The following is a 22,292-nucleotide window of genomic DNA, read 5'->3' as shown; positions in this document are numbered from 1 at the left end:
CCGTCAGTTGCGCGCGAAATTGCGGCGGAACGACCGGCCGACGATCGCTTCCGCCCGGTTGAACACGCGGTTCGACACGCCCGTCATCAGCAGATACAACGCCCCGCCCGCGACGAAGAACACGAAGTACTGGTGGGTCGAATTGGCGGCGATCTGGCTCGTGCGCAACAGCTCGGCGAGCCCGGTGACCGAGATCAGTGCAGAGTCCTTGAGGCTCAGCTGCCACACGTTGCCGATCCCGGGCAGCGCGAAGCGCAGCACCTGCGGAACCAGGATGCGCCGCAGCACCATGCTGCGCGGCATGCCGATCGCGCGCGCCGCTTCGAGCTCGCCCTTCGACACCGCGAGCACCGCCGCGCGATACACCTCCGCCTGGTAGGCGCCCGAGATCATGCCGACTGCAAGCGCGCCGATCACGAACGGCGGCACGCCGATGAAGCCTTCCGCGCCGAACCACTGGCCGACGGCCGTGACGAGCGTCGAGCCGCCGAAGTAGAACAGATAGATGACGAGCAGTTCGGGCACGCCGCGAAATACCGTCGTGTACAGGTCGCCGAGCAGGCGGGCGCTGCGGTAGCGCGACAGCTTCGCCGCCGCGATCGCCGCGCCGATCACCGCGCCGACCGCGAGCGCGGCGAGCGTCAGCGCGACCGTCATCAGTGCGGCGAGCAGCAGCACACCGCCCCAGCCTTCGGTTCCGAAGCCGAGCATTTCGAGAATCGCCATGCGTGCCTCCCGGCAAGCGTTGAGTGAATCGTCAGGATGCCTGCCGCCGCGCGTCGTTCGGGTCGCTCGCGCGGCGGCGGCGTGCTTACGGCGTGACGTCGGTCTTGAACCACTTGTCGGCCAGCTTCTTCACCGTGCCGTCCGCGAGTGCCGCGCCGATCGCCGTATCGAACTTCGTCTTCAGGTCGGCATCCTGCTTGCGGAACGCGAGCCCTTCGCCCGGCCCCCAGATCGGCCCGCCGAGCTTCGGCCCCGCGAGCACGATCGACGCGGTGTCCTTCTTCGTGTTGTTCGCCGCGTAGTACGTGACGTCGTCGAACGACGCATCGATGCGCCCGGCGACGAGGTCGAGGTCGCGTTCGGGCGAAGTCTTGTACACGCGAATCGACGCGATGTCCTTGAAGCTGTCGTTGATGAATTTCGTATAGACGGTGCCCGACTGGATGCCGATCGTCTTGCCCTTCAGCTGCTTGCGCAGCGCGTCGACGGTGGGCTTGTCCGCGTTCGCGTCACCCGTCAGCTTGACCATCGGCGCGCCGGGCGCGGCCTTCGGCAGGATCTTGGTATCGGTGACGGCGAACGTCGCGGGCGTCGCCGCATACGGACGCGAGAACAGCAGGATCTTTTCGCGCTCCGGCGTGATGGAAATCGCATCCATCAGGATATCGAACTTGCCGGCCTGCAGGCCGGGAATCATCCCGTCCCAGTCCTGCGCGACCATGTTGCACTGCACTTTGATCCGCTCGCACACGTTGGCAAGCAGCTCCGGTTCGAAACCGCCCAGCTTGCCGCCCGGCAGCGTGAGGTTCCACGGTGCGTAGCCGCCTTCGAGCGCGACCGTCACCGTCTTCCATTCCTTCGCCTGCGCCGGTGCCGCGAGCGTTGCCGCCGCGGCCGCGATGACACCGATCGTCCTGATTGCCCACTTGATCCGCTTGCCGTTCACGAGATTTCTCCTTGCGTTGAGGTTCGTCATCCCTTCGGTGCTGCAGCAAGCCGCCTCAGGAATTTGTCTATACAAGCATGCAAGAAGAAAAACAGCGCGACAAGCAGCGATCAAAAAAAACCGGGGAAACGCGGGAAATCCCCTAATTTCGGGGCTCTGACGTGCCTCGTCGTGGGGAATTCAGGCACGCGTTTGGTGCATCTCGTACGATCCAATCGCAAGGATGACTAGACAAATTCCGGATTGGATCAGCGGGCGGCAAATGCGGGGAACCGGCCCGCGACGGGCGCGGCGCGCTCAGGTGATCGCGCCGGCCTGCCACGGCACGAATTCGTTCTGGCCGTAGCCGTGCAACGCGCTTTTCGAGTGATTGCCGGACGCACGGTCGAGCATGTTCCGGAGGATGCGCAGCATCGCCTCGACCGCGAACGGTGGGCGACCACGCTTGCCTTCTGGCGCGTATGGGGCAATCAGCATCACCAGATCGGCCCACGGCACCACCCGGTTCATCTCGCCCAAGAATTCGCGCTTGCGCGTGCGCTTCGTCGACAAGTTCAGTCCAAGGTCAGTTTGTTTCATGGCCTATATGTTCGCTTGCTCGCCGATCCCTGAAAAGCACATCCGGGAGCCAGTTATGCATAGCATCCCTAACCCTTTGCCGCGCTTGAGTCGGTGCATTTTCTTGCTCGGGCTGCTTGAGCCGCTTCTGTCGGCAGGTTCCAGCCCGTCGAAATGCTGCCGCCAGTTGTAAATCGTTCGCTCGCTGACCCCGTGCTTCTTCGCGACCTCAGCGACCGGCGCGTTGCCCGCCTCGCGCAGGATGGTGACCATCTGTTCTTCGGTAAGCCGGCTCTTCTTCATGACTTCCCTTTCTCCGCTGGAAGCCATTCTCTCAGTTTCAACTGGTCCGAAAATTCCCCCAGGCGGGTCACACACATGCCCGAACAGGACGATTACCCCATACGGCATCGTTCCCGGCCGCGAGTTGCACGATTGAAACATTTTTAGATAAATCACAGCAATGGGGACGCAGGAATCGAATGCCTGCCGTCGGCGCAAAGCTGCGCCATACGTGTGTTTCCTTGCTGCGCGCCGGACTTGGAGAATCGGCGCGTCCTTCTGGAGTTTCAGAACTGAAACAACGTTGGGGGCCGAACGTTGCCTCACATCGCCTGTCGATCGCTCGGCCCCGTGGTCATTGAGCCACCGCGTGCTGGTCCACTCCTTGCTCACGTGTTTCGCACACATCCAAGCCGCACGGCCGTAAAGCCCAGTGCAGGCAACGAACAACCAAAACGCAGCTCGGGGAAATCATGTCCAAGTACGCTACGGCTGCCATGCGGCTGCCTTCTCGCATCCCCCCCGTACACGTTGATTGAGCCGCGCTCACGCGCGCAGTGAGAACTCGATACACGACGTGTTCGGGGGGTACGTATGAAATGCAGAAATGACTTGCATTCGCCACCTTCAAGGCTGGCACGCATCACCGGCGTATTGCCGCTTCCTTCTGGTGCGACAGCGGAGGTCGAGCCCGGCTGGCCAACGCGCACCGCGGCACTGTCGCAGCGAGCGTTGCAACTTTTGAATGACGGGCACTTTGAGCAAAGTGCCGAGTGCGCGAGGCAGGCCATCTCTGTCGATCAGGGCTGCGGCTTCCTGCGTCTGCTCCTGGGCGTGGCATTGAATCAAGGTGGCCGACCACGCGAGGCGCTCGATGAGTTCACGCGGGCCGCCGCGCTCGCGCCTGATGATCCGCAGATTCGCTACAACCTGGCAGTCGCCTTGCACGAATCCGGGCAGCAAGAACTCGCGATGTATGAGTATCGCGCCTGCCTGGAAAGAGATCCGGATTGTGCCAATGCGTTATGGAATTACGGCGAGCTTCTCCGGCTCCGGGAGCATTTCGGCAAGGCGCTCGAATGCTTTGACCGACTGGCTCACCTCGAGGGCAGATTGCGCGACAAGGCGGCACACCGGATGGCCGTGTGCTGCGCTTGTCTGGGACTGGATGAGCGTGCCCAGGCCCTGTTCGAGACGCAAATCGCCGACGACAACGATCCGGTCACGCATTGGGAATACGCGCATTTTCTGCTTGGCAGAGGGCGGTTCAGGGACGCCTGGCCACATTATGCGAGGCGTTTCGATGCGGGAAAGAAAATCAGCCTCAAGGGCATGCGCTTTCCGTATTCCGCATGGAATGGCCAGTTCGAAGCGGGCTCGACCTTGATTGTTTCCGGCGAGCAAGGTGCCGGTGACGAGATCCTATTTGCCGCGTTTCTGCCGCTGCTGCTGAAGCGGGCGCGGTCGGCCAATATGCGCGTGGTGGTAGTGTGCCGGCCCGCGCTCGTGCGGCTGTTCCGCGCGAGTTTTCCGTCGGCATCGGTATTGGGGGGAATGGTCACGCAAGCGCCGGATCTTCTCGCAGTTGATAAACAGTCCTTAAGGATCTGGCAAATCTCGATCGGCGATTTACCTTTGTGGGTGGACAAACCTGAGCCGGTCGCTTACCTGAAGCCGGCGCCAGAGGATCAGCGCACTGCGCGGCAGTTGGTCGCGCAGTCGCGCTCGGGCGAGGGTTGCCGGCATATCGGCATCGTGTGGTCGGCCAATCCCGTCTCGACCGCGTCGAACCGGCTTGCGCGCAGTGTGCCATCGGAGCTGCTGAACGCGTATCTGAAAGACATTGGCTGTGTGCGCTTCTATTCGCTGATGCCCGCTGAACATCGCGCGGTTCTCGCCGGCGTGCCCGATTTGCCTGTTACCGATCTTTCTCATTTTTTGACCGACTTCAGCCGGACTGCAGCGGCAATGCAGTGTCTGGACGAAATCGTGTCGGTGTGTACGTCGAGCGCCAATCTTGCGGGTGCGCTTGGACTGAAGACACATGTGCTTTTGCAAAAGCATGCCGATTGGCGGTGGTTTGGAGACACCGCCTGGTATCCCGATGTCGTGACATACAGGCAAGAAGCGCGCGCGGACTGGGGAACCTGTCTGCAAGCGCTCTCCGCGAACTGGCGCTGATGAGAACTGGGGGACAACATGAACAAGATCTACAAGTGCATTTTCAGCAGACGGCTGAATCAGATGGTTGTCGTTGCGGAGAGCGCGACGGGACAGGGGAAGTCAGGGGGGCGCTCACGTGCGGTACGGCGAGTGCGGGCCGTTGCTGCCGCCGCGCTGGCGGCTGGCACGTGCATGTCTCTTCCGCAGCTGGGATGGGCCGACAGCACTTGCTATAACCACGGTCCCAGCAGCGACACTTGTGGAAGCACCTCGGCGACGTACCCGGGAAGCGGGACCAACAACACGTTCTACGGGTATGTGAGCGGTACCGGCTTGACCGGCAACTCAGACACGGGTAACGGCGCTTTTTCGAGCTACAACGTCACGGGGGACTCGAATACGGGTAACGGGGCTTATTCGAGCTACAGCGTCACGGGCAGCAACAACACGGGAAGCGGAGCCAATTCCAGCTATGCCGTTACGGGCAGCAACAACACGGCAGTCGGTACGAGCGCTGGTCAGTACGTGAACGGTAACGGGAACGTAGCGTTGGGGGCATCTGCTGGATCGGGAACCAGCGGCAGCCCGCTGAATATCACCAACACCACGGCGATTGGCAACAGCGCGACGGCTACGGGGACAAACTCCGTTGCGCTGGGTTCCAGCAGCACCGACGCGGGCGCGGCCAACGTGGTGAGCGTGGGTAGCAGCTCGCTGCAGCGCAAGATCATCAATGTGTCGAGCGGGAATGTGGCGTCCGGTTCGACGGATGCGGTTAACGGCGGGCAGCTCTTTTCGCTCTCCACGAGCTTGAGTACGACGAACAATAACATGACGAGCCTGTCGACTTCGACTTCGACGGGGATCAGCACGGCTCAGAGCGGCGTGAGCTCGCTGTCGACGGGCCTGAACACCACGAACAGTAACGTGACGAGCCTGTCGATTTCGACTTCGACGGGGATCAGCACGGCGCAAAGCGGCGTGAGTTCGTTGTCGACGGGGTTGAGCACCACGAACAGTAACGTGACAAGCCTGTCGACTTCGACTTCGACGGGGATCAGCACGGCTCAGAGCGGCGTGAGCTCGTTGTCGACGGGCCTGAGCACGACGAACAGTAACGCGGCGAGCCTGTCGACTTCAACCTCGACGGGGATCAGCGCGGCGCAAAGCGGCGTGAGTTCGTTGTCGACGGGTCTGAACACCACCAATAGCAACGTGGCAAGCCTGTCGACCTCGGCTGCGGCCGGTATCAGCACGGCACAAAGCGGCGTGAGCTCGCTGTCGACAGGTCTGAACAACACCAACAGCAACGTGCAAGCCTGTCGACCTCGGCTGCGGCCGGTATCAGCACTGCACAAAGCGGCGTGAGCTCGCTGTCGACAGGTCTGAACACCACCAACAGCAACGTGGCGAGTCTGCCGACTCGGCTGCGGCGGTATCAGCACTGCACAAGCGCGTGAGCTCGTTGTCGACAGGTCTGAACACCACCAACAGCAACGTGGCAAGCCTGTCGACCTCGGCTGCGGCCGTATCAGCACGGCACAAAGCGGCGTGAGCTCGTTGTCGACAGGTCTGAACACCACAAACAGCAACGTGGCAAGCCTGTCGACCTCGGCTGCGGCCGGTATCAGCACTGCACAAAGCGGCGTGAGTTCGTTGTCGACAGGTCTGAACACCACCAACAGCAACGTGGCAAGCCTGTCGACCTCGGCTGCGGCCGGTATCAGCACGGCGCAAAGCGGCGTGAGCTCGCTGTCGACAGGTCTGAACACCACCAACAGCAACGTGGCGAGTCTGTCGACGTCGGCTGCCGCCGGTATCAGCACGGCACAAAGCGGCGTGAGTTCGTTGTCGACGGGCCTGAACACGACCAACAGTACCCTCGGGGCACTGTCGACCCAGGAATCGACCGACGTCGGATCGCTGTCGACCAGCGTGAATACCACCAACAGCAATGTGGCGAGTCTGTCGACGTCGGCTGCCGCCGGCATCAGCACGGCGCAAAGCGGCGTGACCTCGTTGTCGACCGGCCTGAACACGACCAACAGCACCCTCAGTGCACTGTCGACGCAGGAGTCGACCGACGTCGGATCGCTGTCGACCAGCGTGAATACCACCAACAGCAATGTGGCAAGCCTGTCGACGTCGGCCGCGGCCGGTATCAGCACGGCACAAAGCGGCGTGACCTCCCTGTCGACGAGCCTGACCACGACCAACAGTACCCTCGGGGCACTGTCGACCCAGGAATCGACCGACGTCGGATCGTTGTCGACCAGCTTGAATACCACCAACAGCAACGTGGCAAGCCTGTCGACGTCGGCTGCGGCCGGCATCAGCACGGCGCAAAGCGGCGTGACCTCCCTGTCGACAGGTCTGAACACGACCAACAGTACCCTCGGTGCACTGTCGACTCAGGAATCGACCGACGTCGGATCGTTGTCGACCAGCTTGAATGCGACCAACGGCAACGTCAGCTCATTGTCGACGGGCCTGAGCGCCACGAACAACAACGTGGCGAGTCTGTCGACTTCGGCTGCCGCCGGCATCAGCACGGCACAAAGCGGTGTGAGCTCGCTGTCGACAGGTCTGAACACGACCAACAGTACCCTCGGGGCACTGTCGACTCAGGAATCGACCGACGTCGGATCGTTGTCGACCAGCTTGAATGCGACCAACGGCAACGTCAGCTCATTGTCGACGGGCCTGAGCGCCGCGACTGGGCGCGCAGCGCAACCGTCCCCGCGTTCATCAACCTGTTCATCGAAACCGGCGGCACCGCGGGCATCCAGTTCTCGTACGACAAGAGCTGATTGCCGCACGTCCGCACGCGCCGCGCTTGCGGCGCGAACCCGGCCCGCGCCGCAGCCGCCGGCGCGCGTTGCGCCACATGAACTATCCCCGCCCGGGCCGGCCCGGGCGGGCGCCCGCGATACCTAAACCACGTGGTAGCTTGCCGGCGGATACGCCGTCTCCAGCGCGGCCCTGAGATCCGCGTCGGACGCCGTGGCCGACGTGAAGACGGCCGTCGTGGTGCTCGCGGTGTAGGCCAGCGTCACGGCCCACGTCGGATGGTCCTCGTTGAGGTTGTCGCGCGTGGCTTGCGCGCCGAGCGCGCTCGGGCCGCCGTCCGGATTGAACCCGTAGACTGAAATGGTCGGCATGGCATGTCCTTGTCGGTTGGTTGGGGAACGCCGCCGGCACGCACCGGCGACCTGCCCAGCGTAGGCTCCGCGCACGCGGGCAGGAATGTGCCGAAGGTCATGGCCGAAGGCCCGTGACGGGCGGTGCGATACCGGTTTTCCCCGCTCCGCCTCGCCCTCATGCACCCTCGATGCCGCACCGCGCGCCGCCATCGCCGCGACGCCGCCAGCCGTCTTCGCGGATACGTGATTCAATGTCATTCGAACCGGCGTCGCGCGCTGCCGCCTCGGCGCGCGTCGCGTCCCCCCTCGACCGACCTTCACGAAAATCCCATGACGAACCCTGCCGACATCAAGGCGCTCGTTTTCGACGTGTTCGGAACGATCGTCGACTGGAGAAACGGCGTCGCGCGCGAAGCCGCCACGTTCCTGGCGCGCCATGCGCCGGATCGCGATCCGTTCGAATTCGCCGATACGTGGCGCCGCGAATATGCGCCGTCGATGGAGGAAATCCGCAGCGGGCGCAGGCGCTACGTGCGGCTCGACGTGCTGCACCGCGAGAACCTGGTGCGCACGCTCGACCGCTACGGGATTGACGGCGTGCCCGACGCGGAGATCGACGCGCTCAACCTCGCGTGGCACCGGCTCGATCCGTGGCCCGACTCCGTCTCGGCGCTGCAGCGGCTGAAGCGGCGCTACGTGATCGCGCCGCTGTCGAACGGCAATATCCGGCTGATGGTCGACGTCGCGAAGCACGGCGGCCTGCCGTGGGACGCGATCCTCGGCGCCGAAGTCGCGCACGCGTACAAGCCGTCGCCGAGGGTCTATACCGAAGCGGTCGAGATTCTCGGTCTCGAGCCGGCCGAGCTGTGCCTGGTTGCCGCGCACAACGGCGATCTGGCCGCCGCGCGGCGACTCGGGCTCGCGACCGCGTTCGTGCTGCGGCCGACCGAACACGGGCCGAACCAGACGACCGACCTGAAAGCCGACGACGCGTGGGACTTCGACGTCAAGGACCTGAACGAACTCGCGGATCGGCTCGGTTGTCCGGGTTGACACCAACCGCGTGCCCGGATGGCGATCACGACGTGAACGTGCAGGTCGTCACCGCGGCCCGATTGCGTTCGTTGTTGTAGCTGATCGTCGTGATCGGATTGGCGTCGTCGAACCATGTCGCCTCGAGTGTCGCGACTTCGAGGACGTAGGGCCGGTCGGCGAACGCGGTCTGCTGCTTCACGCTCGTGATCTTCATGCCGACGCGGCCCATGCTGCCGCTTCCGCTGATGATTTGCCCGACTGCGAGCCCCGTGGGGTCGGCGCCGGCCGCGACGATCAGGATTGCTGTCTTCTTTTTCATGACACACCTCCGGATGACGAAAAACGCGGGACACCAGGCCGCCACAGGCGCGCCCGCCCCGCGAAACCACTATGTCAAACCGGTACGCGGCACGAAATCCATCGATCGACACGGGACGGACCGCCCATGACGCACCGCTGCGCTCAATTCCCGATGAATCGCAGTTCGTCAGACTCCCCCATCAACAACGCCCGGTTCGCGTCCGCCGCCGCGCGCAGGTAATCCCACAGCGCCGTCACGCGCCGCAGCTTGCGCAGATCCTCGCGACACGTCAGCCAGAAGCACCGCGTGACCACCACGTCGTCCGGCAGCACCGGCACCAGCGCCGGCTGCGTGGCCGCCATGAAGCACGGCAGGATCGCGAGCGCGCCGCCCTGCAGCGCCGCGAACACCTGCGCGATCACGCTCGTCGTGCGTAGCCCGGCCGTCGCGCCGGGCACCGCGCGCTCCAGGTACAGCAGTTCGCTGCTGAACGCGAGATCGTCGACGTAACTGATGAACGCATGCCGCGCGAGATGGTCGGTGCAGGCGATCGGCGGATGACTCGCCAGATAGTCGCGCGTCGCATAGAGCCGCAACTGGTAGTCGCACAGCTTCGTGACCACGTAAGGCCCGCGTTCGGGCCGCTCGAGCGTGATCGCGAGGTCGGCCTCGCGCTTCGGCAAGTTGACGAAATGCGGGACCGGCAGCAGGTCGACCGTCACATGCGGGTGCGCGACGCGAAACCGCGCGAGCTGCGGCGCGAGGAAAAAGCAGCCAAACCCTTCGGTCGACCCGATCCGCACGTGGCCCGACAGCGCCTCGCCGGTGTTCGCGACCTGGTCGCATGCGGACTGCACGGTCGTCTCCATCGCGTCCGCATACGCGACGAGCCGCTGCCCCTCGGCGGTCAGCGTGAAGCCACCCGAGCGAGACTTGTCGAACAAAAGCGTACCCATCGCGGCCTCGAGTGCGCGAATGCGCCGCGCGACGGTCGTGTAGTCGACCCCGAGCCGCTTCGCCGCCCCGCTCGCGCGCTGCGTGCGGGCGACTTCGAGGAAGAAGCGCAGGTCGTCCCAGTTCAGGTTGCCGGAAACCGGCTCGGTGGCGTGTCGCATCGGCGGGAAAAAAGGGCAGGTGTCTCGGGGCCGGGTTCCGATATGCATAAATGCACATCCAACCGGTTTTCTTGTCGGTACATCATGGATCCGCGCATAACTATACTCGACCGTGACCTGCGGACCATGAGCCGCGGGCAATAAAACCGGAGACACCATGCAGACGCGATCCACCCTCGATGAGCATGCAGCCATCGCGACGCCGGCGCCCGCCCGCACCGCGCGGCACTACCTGCTGGCCGGCTGGGCCAGCATGGCCGGCACCACGATCGAGTGGTACGACTTCTTCCTCTACGGCACGGCGGCCGCGCTCGTGTTCAACCGCATCTTCTTCCCGTCGCTGGACCCCGTCGTCGGCACGCTCGCCGCGTTCGGCACGTTCGCGGTCGGCTTCATCGGCCGGCCGATGGGCGGCATCGTGTTCGGCCACTTCGGCGACCGCATCGGCCGCAAGTCGATGCTGATGATCACGCTGCTGCTGATGGGCGTGCCGAGCATGATCATCGGGCTGATCCCGTCGTACGACCGCATCGGCTACTGGGCCGCCGCGCTGCTGATCGCGATGCGCTTCCTGCAGGGGATGGCGGTCGGCGGCGAATGGGGCGGCGCGGTGCTGATGGCCGTCGAGCACGCGCCGAAGGGCCGCAAGGGGCTGTTCGGCAGCCTGCCGCAGACGGGCGTCGGGCTCGGGCTGATCCTGTCGTCGGTCGCGATGGCCGCGGTGGCCGCGCTGCCGGAAGCCGACATGCTGTCGTGGGGCTGGCGCGTGCCGTTCCTCGCGAGCATCGCGCTGGTCGGCCTCGGCTGGTTCATCCGCGCGAAGGTGCCCGAGTCGCCGGACTTCGAGAAGATGCAGCGCCAGGGCAAGGCCGAGAAGTCGCCGGTGACGGCCGCGCTGCGCCGCCATCCGCGCGAGGTGCTGACGATCGTCGGCGCACGTGCCGCGGAAAACACCTGGTTCTACATGGTCGTCACGTTCGCGCTCGCGTATGCGACGCAGCAGCTGCATCTGCCGAAGGCCGAGATGCTGCACGCGATCACGGCCGGCGCGGCGTTGTCGCTCGTCACGATGCCGCTGTGCGGGCATCTCAGCGACCGCATCGGCCAGCGCCGGATGTTCGCGATCGGCCTCGTGCTGATGTGCCTGTTCGCGGCGCCGTTCTTCCTGATGCTCGGCACGCAGCAGACGTCGACCGCATGGTGGGCGATCGTGCTCGGCCTCGGCATCGTGTTCCCGATCCTGTATGCGCCGGAGTCGCTGCTGTTCGCGCAGCAGTTCCCGGCGGAAATCCGCTACAGCGGCATCTCGCTGTCGGTGCAGCTCGCCGGCGTGATCGGCGGCGGCTTCGCGCCGATGATCGCGACGTCGCTGCTCAAGGCCGGCGGCGGCCAGCCGCACTACGTGATCGCGTACCTCGTCGGCTTCGGCGTGTTCGCGCTCGCGTGTACCGCGTTGATGCGTCCGGCGCGTGCGTAAGCATTGGCCCGCATCGATCCGCATCGCCCCGATTTCAGTTCGACCTGCCGTCCGCCGTGGCCGCACGCGCGACGGACGCAGCCCACGTGTTTTCTTCGCATCACCGTTTCCCGGAGAGTTCCATGAACGCCGCAGTTCCCCAGACCACCCTCGCCCTGCCCACCGCCAAGCTGCTGATCGACGGCGCGTTCGTCGAATCGCAAAGCGCCGAATGGGGCGACATCGTCAACCCCGCGACGCAGGAAGTGATCGGCCGCGTGCCGTACGCGACGCTCGACGAGGTCGATGCCGCGATCGCGTCCGCGCAGCGCGCGTTCCAGACCTGGAAGACGACGCCGATCGGCGCGCGGCTGCGCATCATGCTGAAGTTCCAGGACCTCGTGCGTCGCAATCTCGAACGGATCGCGCATACGCTGACGGCCGAGCAGGGCAAGACGCTGCCCGACGCGCAGGGCGACATCTTCCGCGGCCTCGAAGTGGTCGAGCATGCGTGCTCGATCGGCACGCTGCAGCAAGGCGAATTCGCGGAGAACGTCGCGGGCGGCGTCGACACCTACACGCTGCGCCAGCCGATCGGCGTGTGCGCGGGCATCACGCCGTTCAACTTCCCCGGCATGATCCCGCTGTGGATGTTCCCGATGGCGATCGTGTGCGGCAACACGTTCGTGCTGAAGCCGTCCGAACAGGATCCGCTGTCGACGATGCAGCTCGTCGAACTCGCGATCGAGGCCGGCGTGCCGCAGGGCGTGCTGAACGTCGTGCACGGCGGCAAGACCGTGGTCGACCGTCTGTGCACGCACCCGGACATCAAGGCGATCTCGTTCGTCGGCTCGACGCGCGTCGGCACGCACGTGTACAACCTCGGCAGCCAGCACGGCAAGCGCGTGCAGTCGATGATGGGCGCGAAGAACCACGCGGTCGTGCTGCCCGATGCGCACCGCGAGCAGTCGATCAACGCGCTGGTCGGCGCGGGCTTCGGCGCGGCCGGCCAGCGCTGCATGGCGACGTCGGTCGTCGTGCTGGTCGGCCAGGCGCGCGACTGGCTGCCCGAGCTGGTCGAGAAGGCGAAGGCGCTGAAGGTCAACGCCGGTGCCGAAGCCGGCACGGACGTCGGCCCGGTCGTGTCGAAGGCGGCGAAGGCCCGCATCCTGTCGCTGATCGATGCGGGCGTGAAGGAAGGCGCGACGCTGCTGCTCGACGGCCGCGACGTGAAGGTGCCCGGCTACGAGCAGGGCAACTTCGTCGGCCCGACGATCTTCTCGAACGTGACGACCGACATGTCGATCTATCAGGAAGAAATCTTCGGGCCGGTGGTGGTCGTGCTCGAAGCCGACACGCTCGACGACGCGATCGCGCTGGTCAACCGCAACCCGATGGGCAACGGCGTCGGCCTGTTCACGCAGAGCGGCGCGGCCGCGCGCAAGTTCCAGAGCGAGATCGACATCGGCCAGGTCGGCATCAACATCCCGATCCCGGTGCCGGTCCCCTACTTCAGCTTCACCGGCTCGCGCGGCTCGAAGCTCGGCGATCTCGGCCCGTACGGCAAGCAGGTCGTGCAGTTCTATACGCAGACGAAGACGGTCACCGCGCGCTGGTTCGACGACGACGCGACGGCCGGCGGCGTGAACACGACGATCGCGCTGCGCTGATCAAGGAAGCCCGCACATGGAAATCGCATTCATCGGACTCGGCAACATGGGCGGCCCGATGGCCGCCAACCTGCTCAAGGCCGGCCACGCGCTGACGGTGTTCGACCTCGACGCGAACGCGGTCGGCGCGGCGGTGCGCGCGGGCGCGACGGCGGCCGCGTCGCCGCGTGACGCGGCTGCCCGCGCGTCGCTGGTGATCACGATGCTGCCGGCCGCGCAGCACGTGCGCGCGGTCTACCTCGGCGACGACGGCGTGCTGGCCGGCGCGCGTGCCGGCGCGACGTTGGTCGACTGCAGCACGATCGATCCGGACACCGTGCGCGCGGTGGCCGACGCCGCCGCACAGCGCGACTTCCCGCTCGCCGACGCGCCGGTGTCGGGCGGCACCGGCGGCGCGCAGGCCGGCACGCTGACCTTCATGGTCGGCGCGCAAGGCGCGCTGTTCGAGCGCATCCGCCCGGTGCTGCTCGACATGGGGAAGAACGTCGTGCACTGCGGCGGCACGGGCACCGGGCAGATCGCGAAGATCTGCAACAACCTGCTGCTCGGGATCTCGATGATGGGCGTGGCCGAAGCGATGGCGCTCGGCGCCGCGCTCGGCATCGACCCGGCCGTGCTGGCCGGCATCATCAACACGTCGACCGGCCGCTGCTGGAGTTCTGACACCTACAACCCGTACCCTGGCGTGAACGACGCGGCACCCGCCGCGCGCGGCTACTCGGGCGGTTTCGCCGCGAACCTGATGCTGAAGGATCTCGGGCTCGCGACCGAAGCCGCGCGCAGCGCACGGCAGCCGGTGTGGATGGGCGCGCTCGCGCAGCAGCTCTATCAGTCGATGAGCCAGCACGGGCTCGGCACGCTCGACTTCTCCGCGTGCGTGAAGCTGTACGAGGCGCAGCCCGCGTAACGCGGCCGGCGGACGTGCGACGGCCCGCGCTGCCCGTCAACGGCATCGCGGGTCGGTTCACATCCGGAGCAGTGCGGAGGTGACGGCCGCGCGGGCGGCGCGGCGTTTATCCGCGCGGGTTCGACGCCGTCTCGAAGGTCGGATGGCACTCGAACGCGAGTTCGGAGCGCGCGTCGACGCGGCGGCCGCCGGTCACCGACTCCTGCTTCAGGCTCGCGCGCATGCCGCGCTGCGTGCAGTAGTTGGTCGCTTCGTCGACGGCTTTCGCATGGGCGTCGGCCCACGTCGTCGACACGCCGAGCGTGCGCGTCGTCACGGTGAAGACGTTCGGATTCGACGTCGTGGTCACGTCGGAAGCGGTCGAACATGCGGCGAGCAAGCATGCAACGGCCGCGATGGTCAACCCTCGCAGGGATCGAAAAGATAGAGCAATGGACATGGGGGGCAAGCGCGCGTCGATTCGACGGCATTGAGCAACATAGGCGACAGTATGCCTGCCCGATCGCCGGAGATCATGCCCTTTTCAGTGAACACATTGTTTCGAATGGTTAAACGATGGGCGCTGCCGGCAGGATTTACGGCCCGCGTCACGCCCGTCGTTGCGCAGCGTGTCGCTTTTCCCGGCTTCCCGGCCGACGCACGGTTTCTGCCCGGCGACCGGCATCGGCCGGCGCGCCGGTCAGTGCGCACGCGCCCGGATTCTCGCCGAAGCCTCCTCCAGGCTTCGCCACGCCGGTTGGCCGGGCGCATAGCGCGCGCGGATGTATGCGGCGAGCTCGGCCATCTGCCGGTCGTCGAACGCGTCGCGGAAGCCCGGCATGTAGCCGAGCCCGTCGGTGGCCGGATGGTCGATCCCGTCGTGCAGCACGCGCAGCAGGTTGTCGGGCGCCGCCTGGCTGACGCTCGTGTTGAGCCCCATCAGCGGACGCACGCCGAAATGCCCGACCCCGCCCGTCTCCGCGTGACAGACCGCGCACGCGGCATCGAACGCGCGCCGGCCGCTCTCGAGGCCGAGCGTCGCGACCGTTTCCGCACCGCGTGCACGGCGGGTCGCCGCGTCGACGGCCACCGCGGCATCGACGGGCGGCGACAGCGACGCCAGATAATGCGCGATCGCCCGGACGTCCGATTCGGGCAGCGCCGCGAGCCCCGCGACGACCGGCGCCATCGGCCCGGCCGCGACGCCGTGCTGCGCGGAGAAGCCCGTGCGCAGGTAGTCGAACAGCGCGCCTTCGGTCCACGGCACCGGCGACGCCGGCGACGCGACGAGCGGCGGCGCGACCCACCCCTCGGCCTCGCCGCCGGCCAGATAAGCGCGCTCGCCCCGTTCCGCGCCGAGCGCGTTGCGCGGCGTATGGCACGCGCCGCAGTGCCCGGCGCCGTCGACCAGATACTTGCCGCGATTCCACGACGCGGAGCGCGCCGGATCCGGCACGAACGGCCGCGCGTCGTGAAACAGCCAGTTCCATCCGGCGACGAGGCGCCGCTGGTCGAGCGGGAACGGCAGCTTCGTCTTCGGCGGCGCATGCTTCACCGGCGGCTGCGACATCAGGTATGCATACAGCGCGAGCAGGTCGGGCTCGCTCAGCTTCGCGAACGCGGTGTACGGAAACGCCGGATACAGATGCGAGCCGTCGCGCGCGATGCCTTCGCGCATCGCGCGCGCGAACGCCGGATACGACCATGCGCCGATGCCGGTTTCCGGATCGGGCGTGATGTTGGTCGTGTAGATCGTGCCGAACGGCGTGTCGAGCGCGAGACCGCCCGCATTGGCCGCGCCGCCCGGCGCGGTATGGCAGACCGCGCAATCGCCGGCGAGCGCGACCAGGCGGCCGCGTTCGAGCGTCGCCGCGCTCCACATCGCGCCGTCCGCGCCGCCGGGTGCGATCGGGGCAATCGGGGCGATCGGCGCTGGGCCCGGCAGGATCGCGCAGGCCAGCCCGATCAGCCGCCGACGACCCGCCGCGCCGCCACCGGCCAGCCAGCGGCGCCAGCGCGATGACGCGCGGCGCGGCGCGCCGGAACTGCGCTCGCCCGACATCGGCCGGCTCCGGCCGGCCAGCGCGTCGCGAATGCGTGCGGCGTCGAACGGCGGCGCGCGAAAACGCACGCCCGTCGCGTCATATAGCGCGTTCGCGATCGCGGCCGCCGCCGGCGCGGCCGCCTGTTCGATCCGTTGCGCGTCGTATGCCGACAGCGACTGCGCGCGACCGGCGCCCGGCTCTGCGTCGTCGAACGCGACGAGTTCATGCGCGATCGCATCCGGCGCGACATCGCCGCCGGTCTCGTCATGCGCCGGCCGTGCGGACAGCCGCGCGCCCATCACGCGCGAAATCGCCGCCTCGATCTGCCACGCGGGCAAGCCCGCCATCGACGCCTGCCCGGGCTCGCCCGCGCCCTGCCCGGCGACGACGCGGCGCACCGCGACGTCGCCCGTCGCGCGATCGACGTCGAGATCGACGACCCATGCGGACCAGTGCGGATCGCTGTCGCGGTCGTTGTCGCGGCCCGCGTCCGCGTGCGGGATTTCGCCTGCGGACGGCGCCTCGAGCACGCCCGCACCGTCGAACGCAAAGCCGCGCCCACTGAGGCGGTCCTGCGCCGCTGTATGGGCACGGCCCGCGGCCGGTTCGCCCCACGCCGCGCGTTCGCTGACCATCCGGATGATCTCGCGCGGCCCGGCATCGCGCGACGCATCGAGATGCTGCAGGCGCAATGCGACCGGATCGCGCCGCAGCGCACCGGCCAGTTCGTCGACGAACGACTCGCGCGCGAATGCGTGCGCGTGGCCGGGAATCGTGTGGTGGACGTCGGCCATCTCGATCGACGTCTGCGCATGTCGATAGACGAACGGCGACGACCGAGCCGATGCCCCGCCCTGCGCCGCCGCGCGCCGCGCATCCGGTGTCGCGCCGGCCCGCGTGCGATAGCGCCACGTCGTCATCCGCCCATCGGCGGCGGTCCGCGTTTCGAGCTCGAACGACGCGTGCGCACGCGCATCGCCGATCGGCCATTCGTAGTGTGCGCGGTGCATGCGCGCCGCGTCGTCCGCACGCCGCGCCGAACCGGCCACCGCTTCATCGCGCCGCACATCGCTCGCATCGGCTTCGGGCTGCGCGGGCACGCTCAGGTCATGCTTCATCGCCGTCGTCCCGCAGATAGCGCGCGGCCCGATGCACCGCGCGGATGATCTCCAGATGCGTGCCGCAGCGACAGAGATTGAAGCGCAGCGCGTCGCGGATCGCCGCATCGTCCGGCGACGGATTACGGTCGAGCAGCGCCTTCGTGCTCATGATCATGCCGTTCAGGCAATAGCCGCACTGCGCGGCCTGCTCGTCGATGAACGCGCGCTGGATCGGATGCGGCGCGTCGCGCGAGCCGAGCCCTTCGAGCGTCGTCACGTCGCGCCCGTGCGCGGCGGCGGCCGGCACGACGCACGCGCGCGTCGCCTGAGCGTCGACCAGCACCGTACACGCGCCGCACTGCCCGAATCCGCAGCCGTACTTCGGGCCGTTGAGCGCGCAGTCGTTGCGCAGGACCAGCAGCAGCGGCGCGTCGGGCGCGGCAGCGTCGAACGTGTGCGGCGTGCCGTTCACGCGAAACGCGAGCGGCCGCGACGGGGAAGCGGGATGGGACATGAAGGGATCCGGAATGCGGGGCGCGGGCCGGCAGGCCGTGACTTGGGGCCGGCAGCGGGCACGGCCGCCGGCTCGCGACGGGCCGGCGTCGCGCGCAGCGCTCACGTATAACACGCCGAAATGCGTACCGCCGCATCGATCCCCGATACGGCGGCGCGACATCCGGCGCGGACACCGCATGCGCGTCAGGCGACGGCCGCCACGTTGCCGCGCGACGGCGACGGCGACACCAGCGGCACGTCGAACACGTCGTAGCCGAATACCCACGACGGATCCTCGTTGGTGCGCAGCCACGTGTTGTTGTGCGACACGAGCTGCACCTTCGACGCGCGTGCCGCGCGGTTCGCCTCGTACAGCGCGAACGCACCCGCGTAATCGCCGATGCCGACTTCGTCGAGGCAGCGCGCGAGCATCGCCGCATCCTCGATCGCCATCGCAGCGCCCTGCGCCATGTGCGGCTTCATCGGATGGCATGCGTCGCCGAGCAGCACTAGACGGCCGCGGCTCCACAACGGCAGCGGGTCGCGCTCGAGCAGCGGCCACTTCGTGATCGACGGCGACACGTCGATCAGGTGCTGGATGTCGGCGTGGAAGCCGGCGAACGCCTCGCGCATTTCATCGCGGCTGCTGTCGACCATCGACACGCCTTCCGGCCACTCGGCCTGCGGCACGCCGGTCACGTAGTAGTACTCGTCGCGCTTCTCGGTCACGTAGTAGACCATCATGTGGCGATCCTCCGACCACCATTTCACGCACATGTCGTACGGCTTGTTGCCGAGCAGCGAGGCCGGGAACACCGCGCGATGCGCGACATAGCCCGTATAGCGCGGCGGCTCCGCGCCGAGCAGGTGCTCGCGGATCCGCGAGTTCACGCCGTCCGCGCCGATCACGATGTCGGCCGTCTCGACGCTGCCGTCGGCAAACGTCAGGCGCACCGCGTCACCCGTGTCCTCCACCGCCGCGAGCCGCTTGCCGAAGCGGATCGTGCCGGGTGTCACCGCCTGCGTCATCAGCGCGTGGAAATCGCCGCGATGCACGGTCAGGTAGCTCGCGCCGTAGGTCCTGCGCGCGTAGTCGCCGAGCGGAATCCGCGACAGTACGTCGGCCGTCTGCCAGTCGCGGCTGTACCAGCAATCCGGATGCGAACCCATCGTCTCCAGCGCGTCCTCGCAGCCGATGCGCCGCATGATCTTCATCACGTTCGGGCCGAGATGGATGCCCGCGCCGAGGCGCGAGAACGCCGGCGCCTGCTCGTACAGCGCGACGTCGTAGCCGCCGCGCTGCAGCAGCGCCGCGGCGGCCGTGCCGCCGAGACCGGCGCCGATGATTGCGATACGGGGTTTGCTCATGCGGATCTCCTGATCGTGAGCCCGGCGCCGGACGCGGCACGAGAACGGGCGGATTGAATGGCGTTTATGTAGCGTACACACTCAATTTACTCAAGACAAGGGGATTATTTCCGGCGGCCACCACATCCGGGAAAACACCAATAAACCCTCATATACATCCGCAAATAAACGATCTACGCCTGAAATGAATCATTTTGACCCATTGTCATTTTCAAATGTACACACTAGACTTTCCCCGAAACCAGGCGATCCCGCGCCAGCGTGCCGCCCCACCCTTACCGACACGGAGCCTCCCGTCATGAGCAAGACCTACCGCATCGGCCAGATCGTGCCGAGTTCCAACACGACGATGGAAACCGAGATTCCCGCGATGCTGCGGTTGCGCGAGGCGATCCGGCCCGAGCGCTTCACGTATCACTCGAGCCGGATGCGGATGAAGAAGGTCGTCAAGGAAGAACTCGCGGCGATGGACGCCGAGTCCGACCGCTGCGCGGTGGAACTGAGCGATGCGCGCGTCGACGTGCTCGGCTACGCGTGCCTCGTCGCGATCATGGCGATGGGCCACGGCTATCACCGCGTGTCGCAGGCGCGCCTCACGAAGCACACGGCCGACAACGGTGCGCAGGCGCCGGTGCTGACGAGCGCGGGCGCGCTCGTCGATGCGCTGAAGGTGATCGGCGCGAAGCGCATCGTGGTGGTCGCGCCGTACATGCTGCCGCTGACCGAGCTCGTGGTCGACTACATCCGCAACGAAGGCTACGACGTGATCGCGTATCGCGCGCTCGAGATCCCCGACAACCTCGACGTCGGCCGCCACGACCCGGCGCGCCTGCCCGACATCGTGAAGACGCTGCCTTACCAGGACGCCGATGCGATCGTGCTGTCCGCGTGCGTGCAGATGCCGTCGCTGCCGGCCGTCGCGAAGGTCGAGGCGATGACGGGCAAGCCCGTGATCACGGCCGCGATCGCGACGACCTACGCGATGCTGCGCGAACTCGATCTCGAACCGATCGTGCCCGGCGCCGGCGCGCTGCTGTCCGGCGCGTATTGAGCGCCCCGCTACTTCGGAGCATCGCCATGTCCTCGACTTTCCTGTACGGCGCGAACGTCCGCGCCAACGGCATCCGCCAGCACTACCTGCGCTACGGCGGCGCCACGGGCGCGCGCGCGTCGCGCCCCGCGATCGTGCTGATTCCCGGCATCACGAGCCCCGCGATCACGTGGGGCTTCGTCGGCGAGGTGTTCGGCGCGGCGTTCGACACCTATGTGCTCGACGTGCGCGGCCGCGGGCTGTCCGACGCGTCGCCGTCGCTCGACTACGGCCTCGATGCGCACGCCGATGACATCGCGGCGTTCGTCGCCGCGCTCGGCCTGCCGCGCACGAGCCTGGTCGGCCATTCGATGGGCGCGCGGATCGCCGCGCGCGCGGCACGGCGCGGCGTCCGCGGGCTCGAATCGGTCGTGCTCGTCGATCCACCGGTGTCCGGCCCGAACCGCCGCGACTATCCGGGCAAGCTGCCGTGGTACATCGACTCGATGGCGCTCGCGCGAGCCGGCACCGACGCCGAAGGGATGCGCGCGTTCTGCCCGACCTGGACCGATGCCGAGCTGCAACTGCGCGCCGAGTGGCTGCATACCTGCGACGAGCGCGCGGTGCGTACGTCGTACGAAGGCTTCCACACCGACGACTTCCACGCGGATGCCGCGCAACTGGCCGTGCCGTCGCTGCTGATCACGGCCGAGCGCGGCGACGTGGTGCGCGACGACGACGTCGCCGAACTGCAGCGTGCGACGCCGTCGATGCAGCACGTGCGCGTGCCCGATGCCGGCCACATGATCCCGTGGGACAACGCGGCGGGCTTCTACGCGGCGTTCGGCAACTTCCTCGGCGCGCCGCTCGCGGCCTGATTTCGCCCCCCCTTCCCTTCACGCCATTACCGGAGCCGACGATGCCAGTCAGCGACTATCAACTGATCGACGCGTGGAAGCAGGTGCTCACGCTGTCGCGCCTCGAACCGGGCCAGACCGTCACGATCCTGACGAGCGCGGCCACTCATCCGCAGACGCTGTCGTGCGCGCTGATCGCGACGCAATCGATGGGCGCGATCGTCAACCGGCTCGACCTGCCGCCGGTGAACGGCGAGAAGGCGTTCAGCCGCGACCCGCTCGCGTATCTCGGCACGACGCCGCTCACCGGCAACCGCGCCGCGATCGCCGCATTGCGCGAGAGCGACCTCGTGCTCGACCTGATGACGCTGCTGTTCTCGCCCGAGCAGCACGACATCCTGAAATCCGGCACGAAGATCCTGCTCGCGGTCGAGCCGCCCGAAGTGCTGGTGCGGATGGTGCCGACACTGGCCGACCGCACGCGCGTGCTCGGCGCCGCGAAGAAAATCGCCGCCGCGCGCGAGATGCGCGTGACCTCGGCGGCCGGCACGGCGCTCGTGTGCCCGCTCGGCGATTTCCCGCCGACCGCCGAATACGGCTTCGTCGACGCGCCGGGCCGCTGGGACCACTGGCCGAGCGGCTTCGCGCTGACCTTCCCGAACGACCGCGCCGCACGCGGCACGATCGTGATCGATCGCGGCGACATCCTGCTGCCGCAGAAACATTACGTGAGCGAGCCGATCGCGCTGACCGTCGAAGGCGGCTATGCGACGCGCATCGAAGGCGGCGTCGATGCCGACCTGCTGCGCGACTACATGGAAACCTTCGCGGACCCGGAAGGCTATGCGATCTCGCACATCGGCTGGGGGCTGCAGCCGCGCGCGCGCTGGTCGACGCTCGGCCTGTACGACCGCGAGGCGACGATCGGGATGGATGCGCGAGCGTTCGAAGGCAACTTCCTGTTCTCGCTCGGCCCGAACAACGAAGGCGGCGGCACCCGCACGACCACCTGCCACATCGACATCCCGCTGCGCCGCTGCACGGTCGAGCTCGACGGCGAGACCGTCGTGCGCGAAGGCCGCGTGACCGATCAACCCGCGTGACCGACGAGTGCCC

The 22,292-nt window shown here is 67.0% G+C and carries 18 protein-coding genes and 5 pseudogenes; 11 read left to right on the top strand and 12 right to left on the bottom strand.

Translation table 11 applies throughout. The annotated features are described in order from the left end of the window. Window positions 1-3: 3 nt before the first annotated feature. The 4 genes and pseudogenes from PL79_RS06420 to PL79_RS06405 all read right to left on the bottom strand — a co-directional run. On the bottom strand, window positions 4-726 hold the full coding sequence (locus tag PL79_RS06420; RefSeq protein ID WP_044845491.1) for an ABC transporter permease: 723 nt from the start codon (window positions 724-726) through the stop codon (window positions 4-6). 85 nt (window positions 727-811) lie between these two features. Further along, window positions 812-1,672, bottom strand: a complete 861-nt coding sequence (locus PL79_RS06415) for a transporter substrate-binding domain-containing protein (protein ID WP_044845555.1) — start codon at window positions 1,670-1,672, stop codon at window positions 812-814. 402 nt (window positions 1,673-2,074) lie between these two features. Continuing rightward, window positions 2,075-2,251: pseudogene (locus PL79_RS06410) on the bottom strand (IS5/IS1182 family transposase); the annotation flags it as partial. A 64-nt stretch (window positions 2,252-2,315) separates the two neighbouring features. Then, a pseudogene (locus PL79_RS06405) lies at window positions 2,316-2,533 on the bottom strand (transposase); the annotation flags it as partial. 591 nt (window positions 2,534-3,124) lie between these two features. Here PL79_RS06405 and PL79_RS06400 point away from each other — a divergent pair. From PL79_RS06400 to PL79_RS37130, 3 genes and pseudogenes are all read left to right on the top strand, one after another. Next, window positions 3,125-4,693, top strand: a complete 1,569-nt coding sequence (locus PL79_RS06400) for a tetratricopeptide repeat protein (RefSeq protein ID WP_193759814.1) — start codon at window positions 3,125-3,127, stop codon at window positions 4,691-4,693. Between the two features lie 18 nt (window positions 4,694-4,711). Beyond that, window positions 4,712-4,843, top strand: a pseudogene (locus PL79_RS37135) (ESPR domain-containing protein); the annotation flags it as partial. A 549-nt stretch (window positions 4,844-5,392) separates the two neighbouring features. Then, a pseudogene (locus PL79_RS37130) lies at window positions 5,393-7,081 on the top strand (beta strand repeat-containing protein); the annotation flags it as partial. Between the two features lie 5 nt (window positions 7,082-7,086). Here PL79_RS37130 and PL79_RS36505 read toward each other — a convergent pair. After that, window positions 7,087-7,275 (bottom strand): hypothetical protein, encoded by a 189-nt coding sequence (locus tag PL79_RS36505; RefSeq protein ID WP_235879223.1) that lies wholly within the window; start codon window positions 7,273-7,275, stop codon window positions 7,087-7,089. A 108-nt stretch (window positions 7,276-7,383) separates the two neighbouring features. Here PL79_RS36505 and PL79_RS36500 point away from each other — a divergent pair. Continuing rightward, window positions 7,384-7,485 (top strand): annotated as a pseudogene (locus PL79_RS36500) (hydrolase); the annotation flags it as partial. Window positions 7,486-7,608: 123 nt separating this feature from the next. On the opposite strand, the gene PL79_RS06390 reads toward PL79_RS36500, so the two are convergent. Continuing rightward, on the bottom strand, window positions 7,609-7,836 hold the full coding sequence (locus PL79_RS06390; RefSeq protein WP_044843904.1) for a hypothetical protein: 228 nt from the start codon (window positions 7,834-7,836) through the stop codon (window positions 7,609-7,611). Window positions 7,837-8,148: 312 nt separating this feature from the next. On the opposite strand from PL79_RS06390, the gene PL79_RS06385 reads away from it, so the two are divergent. Further along, window positions 8,149-8,871 (top strand): haloacid dehalogenase type II, encoded by a 723-nt coding sequence (locus tag PL79_RS06385; RefSeq protein WP_044843903.1) that lies wholly within the window; start codon window positions 8,149-8,151, stop codon window positions 8,869-8,871. 25 nt (window positions 8,872-8,896) lie between these two features. On the opposite strand, the gene PL79_RS06380 is transcribed toward PL79_RS06385, so the two are convergent. Together PL79_RS06380 and PL79_RS06375 are read right to left on the bottom strand one after the other, a co-directional pair. Continuing rightward, the gene (locus tag PL79_RS06380) at window positions 8,897-9,172 is read right to left on the bottom strand and encodes a hypothetical protein (RefSeq protein ID WP_044843902.1); all 276 of its coding nucleotides are present in this window, start codon (window positions 9,170-9,172) and stop codon (window positions 8,897-8,899) included. 143 nt (window positions 9,173-9,315) lie between these two features. Further along, the gene (locus PL79_RS06375; RefSeq protein WP_044843901.1) at window positions 9,316-10,269 is read right to left on the bottom strand and encodes a LysR family transcriptional regulator; all 954 of its coding nucleotides are present in this window, start codon (window positions 10,267-10,269) and stop codon (window positions 9,316-9,318) included. A gap of 157 nt (window positions 10,270-10,426) precedes the next feature. On the opposite strand from PL79_RS06375, the gene PL79_RS06370 reads away from it, so the two are divergent. The 3 genes from PL79_RS06370 to mmsB all read left to right on the top strand — a co-directional run bounded on the left by PL79_RS06370 (window position 10,427) and on the right by mmsB (window position 14,302). Beyond that, window positions 10,427-11,746: an MFS transporter gene (locus PL79_RS06370; protein ID WP_044843900.1), complete on the top strand. Its 1,320-nt coding sequence runs from the start codon at window positions 10,427-10,429 to the stop codon at window positions 11,744-11,746. A 122-nt stretch (window positions 11,747-11,868) separates the two neighbouring features. Continuing rightward, window positions 11,869-13,395: a CoA-acylating methylmalonate-semialdehyde dehydrogenase gene (locus PL79_RS06365; protein ID WP_044843899.1), complete on the top strand. Its 1,527-nt coding sequence runs from the start codon at window positions 11,869-11,871 to the stop codon at window positions 13,393-13,395. Between the two features lie 16 nt (window positions 13,396-13,411). Next, window positions 13,412-14,302 carry a 3-hydroxyisobutyrate dehydrogenase gene (gene mmsB, locus PL79_RS06360; protein WP_044843898.1) on the top strand — a complete coding sequence of 297 codons (891 nt, stop codon included), beginning with the start codon at window positions 13,412-13,414 and terminating at the stop codon, window positions 14,300-14,302. 106 nt (window positions 14,303-14,408) lie between these two features. On the opposite strand, the gene PL79_RS06355 is transcribed toward mmsB, so the two are convergent. From PL79_RS06355 to PL79_RS06340, 4 genes are all read right to left on the bottom strand, one after another. Continuing rightward, the gene (locus tag PL79_RS06355; protein WP_044843897.1) at window positions 14,409-14,741 is read right to left on the bottom strand and encodes a hypothetical protein; all 333 of its coding nucleotides are present in this window, start codon (window positions 14,739-14,741) and stop codon (window positions 14,409-14,411) included. A 240-nt stretch (window positions 14,742-14,981) separates the two neighbouring features. Beyond that, a complete protein-coding gene (locus tag PL79_RS06350) occupies window positions 14,982-17,444 on the bottom strand; it encodes a c-type cytochrome (RefSeq protein ID WP_135800981.1) in 2,463 nt (820 codons plus the stop codon). After that, complete coding sequence (locus PL79_RS06345; RefSeq protein WP_044843895.1) at window positions 17,434-17,940, bottom strand: (2Fe-2S)-binding protein; 507 nt, start codon at window positions 17,938-17,940, stop codon at window positions 17,434-17,436. The genes PL79_RS06350 and PL79_RS06345 overlap by 11 nt, the downstream gene beginning before the upstream one ends. 185 nt (window positions 17,941-18,125) lie before the next feature. Continuing rightward, window positions 18,126-19,289 carry an FAD-dependent monooxygenase gene (locus PL79_RS06340; protein WP_044843894.1) on the bottom strand — a complete coding sequence of 388 codons (1,164 nt, stop codon included), beginning with the start codon at window positions 19,287-19,289 and terminating at the stop codon, window positions 18,126-18,128. A 298-nt stretch (window positions 19,290-19,587) separates the two neighbouring features. Here PL79_RS06340 and PL79_RS06335 point away from each other — a divergent pair, with 298 nt between their 5' ends. Genes PL79_RS06335 through PL79_RS06325 form a run of 3 tightly spaced genes read left to right on the top strand, consistent with a single transcriptional unit; the run spans window position 19,588 to window position 22,279 of the window. Then, complete coding sequence (locus PL79_RS06335; RefSeq protein WP_044843893.1) at window positions 19,588-20,340, top strand: maleate cis-trans isomerase family protein; 753 nt, start codon at window positions 19,588-19,590, stop codon at window positions 20,338-20,340. Window positions 20,341-20,366: 26 nt separating this feature from the next. Further along, window positions 20,367-21,197: an alpha/beta fold hydrolase gene (locus PL79_RS06330; protein WP_044843892.1), complete on the top strand. Its 831-nt coding sequence runs from the start codon at window positions 20,367-20,369 to the stop codon at window positions 21,195-21,197. A gap of 41 nt (window positions 21,198-21,238) precedes the next feature. After that, on the top strand, window positions 21,239-22,279 hold the full coding sequence (locus PL79_RS06325; protein ID WP_044843891.1) for a 2,5-dihydroxypyridine 5,6-dioxygenase: 1,041 nt from the start codon (window positions 21,239-21,241) through the stop codon (window positions 22,277-22,279). The last annotated feature ends 13 nt before the right edge of the window (window positions 22,280-22,292 follow it).

This window comes from Burkholderia sp. USMB20 (assembly GCF_000949135.2).
In the GTDB taxonomy this organism is placed as follows: Bacteria; Pseudomonadota; Gammaproteobacteria; order Burkholderiales; family Burkholderiaceae; genus Burkholderia.
Note: the sequence above shows the minus strand (reverse complement) of the source record. Positions and strands in the feature narration are given on the sequence as shown.

Bases quoted from the DNA above. Each gene is read 5' to 3' on its own strand.
- PL79_RS06390 (WP_044843904.1), bottom strand. From the start codon at position 7,836: ATGCCGACCATTTCAGTCTACGGGTTCAATCCGGACGGCGGCCCGAGC.
- PL79_RS06370 (WP_044843900.1), top strand. From the start codon at position 10,427: ATGCAGACGCGATCCACCCTCGATGAGCATGCAGCCATCGCGACGCCG.
- PL79_RS06345 (WP_044843895.1), bottom strand. From the start codon at position 17,940: ATGTCCCATCCCGCTTCCCCGTCGCGGCCGCTCGCGTTTCGCGTGAAC.
- PL79_RS06375 (WP_044843901.1), bottom strand. From the start codon at position 10,269: ATGCGACACGCCACCGAGCCGGTTTCCGGCAACCTGAACTGGGACGAC.
- mmsB (WP_044843898.1), top strand. From the start codon at position 13,412: ATGGAAATCGCATTCATCGGACTCGGCAACATGGGCGGCCCGATGGCC.
- PL79_RS06335 (WP_044843893.1), top strand. From the start codon at position 19,588: ATGAGCAAGACCTACCGCATCGGCCAGATCGTGCCGAGTTCCAACACG.
- PL79_RS06365 (WP_044843899.1), top strand. From the start codon at position 11,869: ATGAACGCCGCAGTTCCCCAGACCACCCTCGCCCTGCCCACCGCCAAG.
- PL79_RS06380 (WP_044843902.1), bottom strand. From the start codon at position 9,172: ATGAAAAAGAAGACAGCAATCCTGATCGTCGCGGCCGGCGCCGACCCC.
- PL79_RS06385 (WP_044843903.1), top strand. From the start codon at position 8,149: ATGACGAACCCTGCCGACATCAAGGCGCTCGTTTTCGACGTGTTCGGA.
- PL79_RS06355 (WP_044843897.1), bottom strand. From the start codon at position 14,741: ATGTCCATTGCTCTATCTTTTCGATCCCTGCGAGGGTTGACCATCGCG.
- PL79_RS06330 (WP_044843892.1), top strand. From the start codon at position 20,367: ATGTCCTCGACTTTCCTGTACGGCGCGAACGTCCGCGCCAACGGCATC.
- PL79_RS06420 (WP_044845491.1), bottom strand. From the start codon at position 726: ATGGCGATTCTCGAAATGCTCGGCTTCGGAACCGAAGGCTGGGGCGGT.
- PL79_RS06325 (WP_044843891.1), top strand. From the start codon at position 21,239: ATGCCAGTCAGCGACTATCAACTGATCGACGCGTGGAAGCAGGTGCTC.
- PL79_RS06340 (WP_044843894.1), bottom strand. From the start codon at position 19,289: ATGAGCAAACCCCGTATCGCAATCATCGGCGCCGGTCTCGGCGGCACG.
- PL79_RS06350 (WP_135800981.1), bottom strand. From the start codon at position 17,444: ATGAAGCATGACCTGAGCGTGCCCGCGCAGCCCGAAGCCGATGCGAGC.